Annotated in this window: 11 protein-coding genes; 5 read left to right on the forward strand and 6 right to left on the reverse strand. The window is 59.6% G+C overall.

What is annotated here, in order from left to right; genetic code table 11:
- The first annotated feature begins 29 nt into the window (after positions 1–29).
- The 3 genes from BV034_RS23695 (at position 30) to BV034_RS23705 (ending at position 2,401) form a co-directional block, all read left to right on the forward strand.
- Positions 30–1,328 (forward strand): DUF1552 domain-containing protein, encoded by a 1,299-nt coding sequence (locus BV034_RS23695; RefSeq protein WP_050029447.1) that lies wholly within the window; start codon positions 30–32, stop codon positions 1,326–1,328.
- 147 nt (positions 1,329–1,475) lie between these two features.
- Positions 1,476–1,685 (forward strand): hypothetical protein, encoded by a 210-nt coding sequence (locus tag BV034_RS23700; RefSeq protein WP_050029448.1) that lies wholly within the window; start codon positions 1,476–1,478, stop codon positions 1,683–1,685.
- Between the two features lie 347 nt (positions 1,686–2,032).
- The gene (locus BV034_RS23705) at positions 2,033–2,401 is read left to right on the forward strand and encodes a hypothetical protein (protein WP_265593387.1); all 369 of its coding nucleotides are present in this window, start codon (positions 2,033–2,035) and stop codon (positions 2,399–2,401) included.
- Between the two features lie 155 nt (positions 2,402–2,556).
- Here the strand turns inward: BV034_RS23705 and BV034_RS23710 are convergent, their stop codons facing one another.
- The 4 genes from BV034_RS23710 to purM all read right to left on the reverse strand — a co-directional run bounded on the left by BV034_RS23710 (position 2,557) and on the right by purM (position 5,383).
- The gene (locus BV034_RS23710; RefSeq protein WP_050029450.1) at positions 2,557–3,231 is read right to left on the reverse strand and encodes a transposase; all 675 of its coding nucleotides are present in this window, start codon (positions 3,229–3,231) and stop codon (positions 2,557–2,559) included.
- A 262-nt stretch (positions 3,232–3,493) separates the two neighbouring features.
- Complete coding sequence (locus BV034_RS23715) at positions 3,494–3,700, reverse strand: YHS domain-containing protein (RefSeq protein ID WP_050029451.1); 207 nt, start codon at positions 3,698–3,700, stop codon at positions 3,494–3,496.
- Between the two features lie 267 nt (positions 3,701–3,967).
- Complete coding sequence (locus BV034_RS23720; RefSeq protein ID WP_050029452.1) at positions 3,968–4,177, reverse strand: YHS domain-containing protein; 210 nt, start codon at positions 4,175–4,177, stop codon at positions 3,968–3,970.
- 156 nt (positions 4,178–4,333) lie between these two features.
- A complete protein-coding gene (gene purM / locus BV034_RS23725; RefSeq protein WP_050029453.1) occupies positions 4,334–5,383 on the reverse strand; it encodes a phosphoribosylformylglycinamidine cyclo-ligase in 1,050 nt (349 codons plus the stop codon).
- Between the two features lie 187 nt (positions 5,384–5,570).
- On the opposite strand from purM, the gene BV034_RS23730 reads away from it, so the two are divergent.
- Positions 5,571–5,885 (forward strand): hypothetical protein, encoded by a 315-nt coding sequence (locus BV034_RS23730; protein ID WP_050029454.1) that lies wholly within the window; start codon positions 5,571–5,573, stop codon positions 5,883–5,885.
- Between the two features lie 42 nt (positions 5,886–5,927).
- Here the strand turns inward: BV034_RS23730 and BV034_RS23735 are convergent, their stop codons facing one another.
- The gene (locus BV034_RS23735; RefSeq protein WP_050029455.1) at positions 5,928–7,661 is read right to left on the reverse strand and encodes an exosortase/archaeosortase family protein; all 1,734 of its coding nucleotides are present in this window, start codon (positions 7,659–7,661) and stop codon (positions 5,928–5,930) included.
- 176 nt (positions 7,662–7,837) lie between these two features.
- Between BV034_RS23735 and BV034_RS23740 the strand changes: the two genes are divergently transcribed.
- A complete protein-coding gene (locus BV034_RS23740) occupies positions 7,838–9,229 on the forward strand; it encodes a hypothetical protein (RefSeq protein WP_050029456.1) in 1,392 nt (463 codons plus the stop codon).
- A gap of 419 nt (positions 9,230–9,648) precedes the next feature.
- Here the strand turns inward: BV034_RS23740 and BV034_RS23745 are convergent, their stop codons facing one another.
- A complete protein-coding gene (locus BV034_RS23745) occupies positions 9,649–10,374 on the reverse strand; it encodes a hypothetical protein (RefSeq protein ID WP_050029457.1) in 726 nt (241 codons plus the stop codon).
- Between the last annotated feature and the right edge of the window lie 18 nt (positions 10,375–10,392).

Below are 10,392 nucleotides of genomic sequence, written 5' to 3' on the forward strand. Positions count from 1 at the left end.
TCCTCATCCCCATCTCGCCGATCTATTTCATGAACTCCCCCTACATCGCGAAGCCCTTTTCCCGACGCCGATTTCTTCGCAGCGCCGGGGTCACCCTGGCTCTGCCACTGCTCGAGTGCATGACGCCCGTCTTCGGTCGGGCTGCAGAAGCGAAGGCGCCCCGCCGCCTGCTCCTCATATCGAACAACCTCGGCTTCCTGCCGAAGCCCTTTTTCCCCACCACCACAGGTCGGGACTACGAACTGACGCCCACCCTTTCCCCGCTTGCCGATGTCCGTGGTGAGTTCAGCATCTTCAGCGGCATCTCCCACCCTGACGTGAATGGCGGCCATAGCGCGGAGAATTGTTTCCTCACTGCCGCCCGTGGACCCACGAAGAGCGGCTTCCGCAACCAGATCTCGCTTGACCAGTTCGCGGTGGAAAAGCTCGGTCAGCTCACCCGCTTTCCCACTCTGAATCTCGGGGTCAACATCGACAAGGCCAACCGCAGCCTCTCCTGGACGCGCGACGGGGTGTTGCTCCCTGCAGAAGACAGCGCCACCGCCCTCTTCCGTCGCATGTTCGTCCAGGGCGATCCGGAGGCTGTCAAAAAGCAGCTTAACCGCCTTGATGAACGCGGCAGCATCCTGGACACCCTCCGGGACCACATGGGCAGTCTCAACCGCACTCTCGGCAGTGAAGACCGTGCCCGTCTGGATCAATACCTGACCTCCGTGCGGGAAGTGGAGGAACGCCTCGTCACCGCCCGCGAGTGGGAACTGAAGCCCAAGCCCCTCACCGCCCTACCCGAGCCCACGGACATTCAGGACAAGAAGCTCATCTTCGACAAACTGGAACTCATGCTCAGCATGGCCCAGCTCGCCTTTGAGTCGGACTCCACCCGCATTGTCACGCTCATGGTGGACGCCTTCGCCACGCCGGCCTTCAAGATCCACGAAGACGCCGACACCACCGAGGGCTATCACGGCCTGAGTCACCACGGTCAGGCCCCTGACAAGGTCCGCCAGCTCGCCGATGCCGACCGCCAGCAGATGGTGATCCTCAACAAGCTCATCCAAAACCTCGCCTCCAAGCGGGAAGACGCGGACCGCTTGCTCGACCGCACCATGGTCCTCTTTGGCAGCAACATGGGCGACGCCAACAAGCACGACAACACCAACCTCCCCATCCTCCTGAGTGGCGGCGGTTTGAAACACGGCCAGCACCACGCCTTCAAACACGACAACAACACCCCCCTCTGCAATCTCTTCGTCACCCTGCTCCAACAAATGGGCGTGGAGACCGACAAGTTCGGCAGCAGCACCGGCATCATGAGCGAACTCGTGTAGCAAGTGACACAGGCATCCTGCCTGTGCGTTCCACCGGCGTCCCGCCGGTTTGCCTTTGCCCACATGTCCCCGGACGACCAGCTACTGTAGCGCAGATTGGTAATCGGCCCAGTCACCGCTCTAAACTCGCCCCGACTCATATCGATCATGAATTGGCCCAATCGTCTGGAATGGATGACCCTGGTCCTCACTCTGCTGGTGGCGGCAGTCATTGCCGCCCTGGCTTATTTTGCTCCGCTAGCAGCTGGTCTGTTTTTCTTGAGCCTGCTCGCGATGGCGGCGGCATCGAAGCGTTACCCGGTCGGGAAATGGGACCGACTGCTGTGGTTACTCCGCAACCTGCTCGCAGGGTGGTAGCAACGGGTCCAAAGGCGGTGTTAGACCTTGAGTTCCACGCACCTGACATGGGAAATCCACCTCAAAAGTTACCACCAACGGGCCAACCCTTGCCTTCGTGCCATATGCAGCGTCTCCTACCCCACTCTTGCTCACGAGACCTAAAATTCCTGGTGCGGCAAATTTTCACCATCACCTCAATCACCTCCGCACTCATTTCAGGAGGTTGCGCTACTCCTCCACAGATCAAAGACACTGCCTCGCTGGAAGGTGCCCAACACGCATTCTTCCCTGAACGCTATGAGCACACCGTCGGGGACTTCGTTCTTTCCCTTCCGATTGGCTACTACGAGTATACCATAACGAGATTGAAATTCGCTGAGCACATCCTGGCAGAAGGCACACCGAAACCTGTGACGGACCAGGAGCGATATCTCGCCCTCCCCTCGGATGCGCTGGCTCCTGCTCGGCATTTCCTGCTGCTGGATCAACGCCACCTGCTCGTGTACAGCGAGGCCAAATCACTGGATGGAGGCTATCCTCCCTCTCTAGAAATACTTGAGCGCACCAGCGACGCAGGGTGGACCGATGTGACGACTGCCACCGTGCCGAAATGGGCAAGAAGCCCCAACGCAGTGAAGTTTGGGCGGGGCCCTTCGTATGTCGAGGTCGTTGGGGATGATCAAGCCTCAAGGAAACTGCGCTGGAATGACAGCCGATTGCTTGAGATGAAGTGATCGCGATGTCTGCCGCCTCAGAAAGTAGTTCGGCTGTCCCAGCCGTTCAGTACGCCGGAGTGGCACATAAACATCACATCGGTGACGTCAAGAAAACTACAATGTGAAAAGATCGCGGAGCCACTCCGTTCACGCACCGGCTGAGGACAGCCGGACTACTCTCCTTCCGCACCCCGTGCAGATCTGTAGCAAGTATAGGATCCGTCATCGAGTCCGGCCTTTGCAGGATTCTCTGCAATGTAGCTCCGATAGTGCGCATACTCTCGCTGATCCCTGACGATGCGATCATAGCTTTCTGCCTGCCAGAAGGATCCAGGTGCTTGACGATGATGGTTTATCCTTCTGGCAGAGTACTTTTTCAATGAAGTGAGGATTTCTTTGAGGACGTTTCCGCTACAGGGCTGCATCAACACATGCACGTGATTGGGCATGATGACGTAGTCTCCCAGAAGACACCGGCTTCCGTCACCGTGCTGCAACGCCTCCTCCACGATTTTGCGCGTAGATGACTCCTTTAACCAGCATCTGCCGTGACCCGCATCCAGCAGGCCATGGAACTCTGTTGAGAACTCCCTGTTGAAGGCTTTGCGATCCTCTGCGGAGAGAGACTGTATCGCCTCTCCCCATGGACGGCCGTCCGAAAACTTCACCCCCTTGCATTCCAGCCAATGCTCACGCTTCCATCGGAACAAGGCTGCCACCTCTGCAGGAAGCGAGTCTGCAGTACGGAACGTGAGGAAATAGCAGACCTCAGACTGCTCCCAATGCGGGAGCCTGCGACGCGTCACCATCGGATTTAGGTCGAAGTTGTAAAAGCGAAACCGCGACATGGAACACTCGATGCAATGCGATAGAGCAAATCGCAACGAGCAAATGGAGAGGGTGCCACATCCACTGAAAAGCGGCGGGCTCAGGAACGGCAAAGGAGCAGTCAGGCAAGAGTTCGCTACGCGCTACGCTCACCCCCCGGCTGGGGACAGCCGGACTACGATCCCTGGCATGCAGCGATCAAAAAAAGACCGGGGAATACCCCGGTCTTTTTTGTGGTCTGAAATTGGATTGCTGGGACCGCGTGGCGATGCCCCGCTGACCTTACTTCACCTTGTCAGCGTACTTGGCAGGATCCGCATCGAACTTCTTTTTGCAGTTGTTGCAGCAGAAGGCGATTTCCTTGCCGTTGTAGGTGGAGGTCACGTCTGTACGCGCCGGACGGGCACCGACAGGGCAGGTCTTGTTGACAGGGGCTGCGGAGGCGAAGCCAGCGACGGCAACGAAGGCGAGGGTAAGCAGAGTTTTCATCAAGGTCAGTTTTGCAGGTGGGGGTCCCGGTGTGTGGCCTAGGACCAAAGGGTTATGAACGGGAATTAATTAATGATACAACGCACCAGATCGCAAGAAATTGGTGATCAAGATCAGAAATCGCGGAGAAATTTGCGCATTGGAGGGGCCCTCTTTCTGACTGATAGAGCCCTCCGGCTATTCACCAAAAAATGAAGAAGCGGAGCCGGTTTCCCAGCTCCGCTTCGAAAGAGAGGTCGATCTCGCGTCCCTCACGGGACCGGGAGATTACTTGGCCTTGCCGAGGTACTTGGCGGGTTCTTTCTCGAACTTGCCTTTGCAGTTGTTGCAGCAGAAGCCGTACTCTTTGCCTTCATGCTTGGCGGTGATGCCGTCTTTAGCAGGCTTGCCGCTCACAGGGCAAGTGTCAGCTGCCGAAGCGGTGGAAAGACCGGCCATGGCCAAGGAGAGGGCGAAAACGGAGAGCAGAGTTTTCATGTGTTTTATGAATATGACGGTTGGTCGTAGAATGAAACTGCCGGACCTCCCCCCCGGTATGGGCGGAGGACCATCGGTTTAATAACGATCAGAAAGACGTTTTCTTGTCACGAAATATTTGAGCGAGCCGTCCAGAATCTGTTGCGGCTCAGCATTTCAAACCAGCTCGACCGTGACTTCGCCACTGCCGTCGATTTCACCGAGCACCACCGCGCCTTCGCCACAGGCCAGCGCCTTGTCGACGTCTTCCTTGGCGACGATAGCCACCCAGCCGAAGCCCATATTGTAGGTGTCGAAGGCGTCCTTGGGATCCACGTGGGCCAAGATCTTCTGCACGACGGGATTGTTCCAGGTGGGAACTTTCAAATGGGTACCGTGACCACCAAAGACAAGAAGACGGCCAAGGTTCTCGGGGAGACCGCCACCCGTGACGTGGGACATGGCACGAAGGGACGGGACGTTCTTACGAAGGGCCTCAGCTTCAACATGGTACAGCTTCGTGGGAAGCAGCAGGGTCTGATACTCCTCATCGGTGAGCTCAAGTTTCTCGGCTTCAAGCACGCGACGCACCAAGCTGAACCCGTTGGCATGGAAGCCTGCACTGGGGAAACCGATGAGCACATCCCCACGCTGGATAGTGGTCGGGTCGATGAGACTGTCTTTTTCGGCAGCGCCTATGGCAAAGCCGCTGAGTTCCACCACACCATCTGCCACCATGCCAGGCATCTCGGCCGTCTCGCCGCCAGCGAGGATGCATCCGCAGGCTTCCAGGTACTCCACCATACCAGCGATGCAGCGGGTGATCTTGTCTTTTTCAAGCCGACCGATGCCCACATAGTCCAGGAAAAGGATCGGATCTGCCCCGGTGGTGAGCACATCGTTGACGTTCATGGCCACGAGATCCTTGCCAGCGTTCTCCAGCAGGTCGTGCTTGAGGAGCAGTTCCAGCTTGGTGCCGACGCCGTCGCAACCCGTGACGATTACCGGGTGCTTGTACGCGCTCAGATCATACGCCGCGGCGAAAAGGCCGAAGGCCCCTGCCAGCTGCCTGCGCTTCTGGGTACGCTTTACAAGCTGGCCAATGTCGCCCACAAGGGCTGCCGCTTCACGAATGTCCACCCCGGCCTGCTTGTACGTATGCCCTTTCGGGGGCTCGGAGGACTGGTGGGTGGAGGAAGAGGTGTAGAACGAGGCGGCGTCGGACATGGTCACCTAGGCATAATATCACTGTGGGGCGGTTGCAAGCTGAACCCGCCGGGATGAAAGGAAGCCTGCCGATGCGAAGCCAAGGGTGCCCTCTGTGCCCCGTTCGATGCGGCAGCTCGATCCAGCGCGGGATCCGGGCCGTAATAATGGAGAGAGCGCCTTTCGTTATCAAACGGGCACTATTCCCATGAAAAAGCCACCGATGACCAATTCGTACTGGCTGAGCCGCGACGGGGCGGAAGTGCAGGGACCGTATTCGCTCCAGCAGATCCTGAAGATGCATCAGGTGGATCCGTTTCCCGCCGAAACGCCCATGAAGGATGAAGGATCTGAGGAATGGAGCACGCTGGAACACTGGATTCCCTCGGCAAAACCACGAGCCGCAGGCCCAGTGCCCCACCCGACCGCGCTGGAGCAACCGCCTCGCTCTAAGGTGTTTATCTGGCTGGTGCTAGCGGTTCTCCTACTGATGGTCCTGGCCTATTGGCTGACAGCACTGTAGCTGCCGGCAGCGAAGACCCAAGACAGAAGACAGTTCCCGCTCCTAGTCCACCACGATGGCGGGCAGGGAGGCGGAGACGAATTGCATGAGGGCATCCATGGACTGAAGCTCGCCCAAGGGATCTGTGTCCACCACACCCAGTTCCTTGTCTGGCAGGCGCATGAAGTAGGAGGCCATGCCCCAACGGTGGTTGAGGTTGAAGAGGATAGCGTCCCGGTAACTGATGAAGTTGCTCATCAGATAACTGGGCGTGCTGACGCCACTGGAGCCCTCATACCAGAAGATGTTGAGCCCCCAGGACCGGACGCGGACACCGGGAGCGGTCTCCTGATCACGGAAAACGCGCATGAGCGTGACTTTCTTGAATCGGCCGTCCTTCATGGCGATGGGCACCTCCTGGGTGCTGGCGATGATCCAGCCCTGGTTGGGAAGGCAGATATCGGGCTGGTGCAGGCTCTTTTTGGCCGGGCCGCTCATGACCAACGTGCCGAGGATCTGTCGCTGGCCATTGCCATAGACGCGACGGTCCAACTTGACCCCAGGCTCGAAAATGGAGGCCTCCTTGGCCGTCATGGTGAGCTGCATGCTCTGGTAGCTGTCCACCATGGCAGGCAGCTCCATTTTCAGGCCGGGCTCCGCGAGGGTGGGAGCAGTGGGAGTGGTCCAGCATAGGACGATCCCCACCAGCGCCAACGCGACCGCAGCACCAGACTTCACGAGCGCGGCGTTGAAGCGCTCCTCCGTGCGACCGCTGGTAACAGCATCCCCTTCCGCACCCGCCCAGAGCCGCAAGCGGTTCCAGTGGCGCCCCTCCAGCAGCGTCGCGAGTCCGAACATGCCTGCCAAAGCGACGCCGAAGACCATGAACCCGGCCAAAAGGTGAAAGGCGGAGTCCACCTGCTTGCCGTCCACCTGACGCCCCACGGCGAACTCCTGGCCAAACCACAGGGAGCCCACAGCGAGCATGAGCAGGCGGAACACATTTCCCGCCACGGCCAGCGGGATCGTACTGGCCGCCAGCAGAAGCCGGGGGCCGGTGCGACGCAGGCTGAGATACCCATAGAGCACCCCTACCATCATCAATGCGTACAGGGAGCGCATGCCGCTGCAAGAGTCGGACACGTCAAAGGTGAAGGAAGCGCCCTGCTTGAGCCCGGTGGCAAAGTTCGCCGCCGACTGGACCGTGGACCCCTCCCGCACCACTTCCACACCAGTCCACGAGAGGATCTGGCAGGCGATCTGGGCGGTGGGGATCTTCAACTTGGCAGCCAGCAGGCTGTCCAGAGGGAAAAATGGCCAGGCAAAGGCGAGAAACAACCAGGGGAAGAACAGCGCCCGCATCCACGCGGTGCCCGCCAGGAGCAACACCAAGCCTGCCACGGCAAGCTGGAGAGCGGCAAACCCGAGGTACCCGGTGTCCACCTTGTAGCCGAGCCAGTAGCAGATCACCGCCAGCCCGAGCACGACCGCTCCGGACCAAGAGCCGGCGACGGGCAGGCGGGCCAGCGTATCCCGCACCCGGTACACGAGGAACCCGACGATAAAGGGGACGAACAGGCAGAACTGCCACTCGGCATTGTCCGCCAGATTGAGCACCTTGTACCAGCCTTCCAGCACGCTGCCGCGCCGGGCGAACTGCCAATGCTGGTACGGCCAGATGGCAAAGAGCACAATCATGACCCCCAGCCCAGTGCCCAACGCCAGCCACGGCACACGACGGCCCTGCTGCACAGCAGGCGATAGCTTGGTGTCAAGGGCAGTGGAGGCGGGGTTCATGGCGGAAGCATAACATGCGGGTACCCGGGGTACATTGGCAACTTTCAACTCGCCAAAATGCGGGAACTCCCTATCTTTCCTCCCGGTTACGTCCGGTCCGGTCTCTCAGGAACCCGCCCTTACGGCGTTGCCTGTCTGATTTCCCTTTTCGTCCCGTTATCCCCCCTTCCCCACGCATGGAGAACCGCCCTCCCTCCGCCCCGACGCCGTCCTATGACGCTCAGCAGGTGCCGGTCCCGGACTTCGGGACCTTTGCTTCGACCCCGGCTCCCGAACCGCAAGGATTGGATGCAGCGTGGCCAGAGGTCCCGCCCGGAGGGTGGCCGGAAGATCATGGTGAGCACGCCGACCCTGCTCAGTACGGTGCACACGATCATTTTGCCCAGGCAGTGCACGATCAGGTCAACCCGGACCAGCCCAACAGCCCCAAAGTGTACATCTCCCCCAAGCGCAAGGCCATCCTCAACGAGAGCATGGACAAGGCCTCCCAACTCGGCCTGCCCGACCGGGCTGCCCCTCCGCAGCCCACCACCTATATTTCCATGAATCCCACGCGGCCGGCGAACACCAAACGCAATCCGCGAATTGGGCGCTTCATTTTCCTCCTGCTGGTGATGAACACGCTCATCACTGCGGCAGCGGGTGCCTGGATCTACAACCGGCTGGTCACGGACATCGAGACCCGGCTGGCGGACCTCGTTTCTGTGAACGCGGGGCAGTCCCACAGCGGTGGAAACTCCGGCACGGCTGCACCGAGCACCCCGCCTCCAACATCGGATGACCTGAGCGTCGTCGAAAGCCGGCTGGAGAACAGGCTGGCGGATGTGCAAGCGCAGCTCCTGGCCACGCAGAAGCGCCTGTCAGAAGCGGAGCAGCTCAACAAACAGCAGACACAGACTCTGAAGGATCTGATGGAGAACACGGCGAACCGTGGCGCGATCGCGACAGCCCCCAACGCATCCGGAGCCCAAGGAGCAGGCTCCAACGCAGGCACCGCACCAGCGCTGAGCCCCAGCACCCAGGGTGAACTGGTGCTGCTGAAGGAGCGCAACCGTCTGGCAGGTTACGCAGATGAGGCGATTGCCACGGGCGCGCGTGCTCCCTATGACCGCCTCTGGGAGGCCCTGGACGATCCCCGTCTGGCCAGCCTCGTCCATGCCGCCCGTGCCGAAATTCTGCGCGTGCAAAACTACTACCTCAGTGGCTCCCGCCTGGATGCGTATGACATCCCGGTCGCCAGTTATTTCCCGGATTCCGCCGCACTCAAGGACAGCCAGCTCAAGGAGGACGAACTGGTCACCCTGTTGGCCAACCCCAAGCATCCGTGGCAGGTCCGCATGAAGGCCGCCAACCTCATCGGCCTTCGCCGCTCCAAGAACGCCGGCGACGCTCTGGTGAAAGCGATTCTGGAAGATCAGAATCTGGATGTTGTGAAGGAGGCTTCCTTCAGCTTCGAACAAATGACCGGCTTCCGTGCCCGTCTGTTTGAACCCGCCTCCGTGAAAGCCTGGTGGGACCAGTACAATTCCACCTCAGGTGGGCCTGCTCCGACCGCGGCGAAGAAGTAGCAGCCCGCTGCGCGGGAGACAAAAGACTGGAAGACAGAAGACCTCAGACTTGAAGGCTGGGGTTTCAGTGGGCGTATTCGCGCAAGCTGGGGATGTCATTGGCTTGCGACGCCGGAGGCAGGAAATGCCTTCCCTACCCAGCACCACCTCCACCTGATCCCGCTTGCGGGATTTTGGGTGAGAGCATCGCCGCTTTGGCAGGGCCTTGCGACAGGCTTGAACCTTTGGATGTCCTTTACCGCGCGATCGGAGGCTTCGGCGGGCGCGCTGGGTAAATTGTTTCACACAGGGCTCCCCAAAGCGGTGATTCTCACCGCAGTCCTAAAGATGCTCCGCATCCAGGTGTTGGATGCTTGGAGCGGCTTGCCAAGAGCATCGGCCTGCGGCGACCAAGGAGGTCAAACATCCACCGCTGTGAGCTACTGAACCCCCGTCGCTGGCCACTGGGGTGGCGACGTCTGATTCAACTGAGAACTTTGCTTGCCAACCAGCCAGTTGTACGTCGTGTAGCCTGCCACGGTGGCGTAGGCGAATACCACATCCGAGACGAGCGCGATGCCGGCATCCAACAGCCAATTCTCGTACTCGGGGAAAAGCAACGCCGGCACCAGCAGGACTCCGAAGTAGAGGACCACCATCAGCAGGAAAAGCATCCCCAACCCAAATAGCGGCCAGAATTGCCCTTTGGTCAGCTCAAAGCTTCGACGCATGGCTGTAGGACCTGAGATGCTCTCACACACCGCCAGGGTCTCCACTTGGGACAGCCGGACCAACAGATAAATACCCGGGAGGATCAGGGCGACCAACCCGAGCACAATCAAGAGCATGGAAAGGAACCGCGACCACCACAACCTCCCCCATGCCTGAAGTCCCGCAGAGAACGAGCCCCCCAGAGTCACCTGCTGCCCGAGCGTGGAAGCCTCAACCAGAGCCACAGTAGCTCCGATGGCAATGATACCGAAGAAATTGTCCAGAAACTGGTAAAACTTGAACGACCGGTGCATGTCTTCGGGATCAAAGACATACGTGTCCATGTAGCCGCTCAAGAACTCCAGCGGTCCCCAAACAATGAGGGTGATCGCGGTGATAAGAACGAAGTGTTTGCGATAAAGATGCCAGGCGTTGCCAAGAATTTCCGCGAGCATGAAGAGCAATGGAGGTTG

Origin of the sequence: Verrucomicrobium sp. BvORR034, from assembly GCF_000739635.1 — a bacterium.
In the GTDB taxonomy this organism is placed as follows: Bacteria; Verrucomicrobiota; Verrucomicrobiia; order Verrucomicrobiales; family Verrucomicrobiaceae; genus Verrucomicrobium.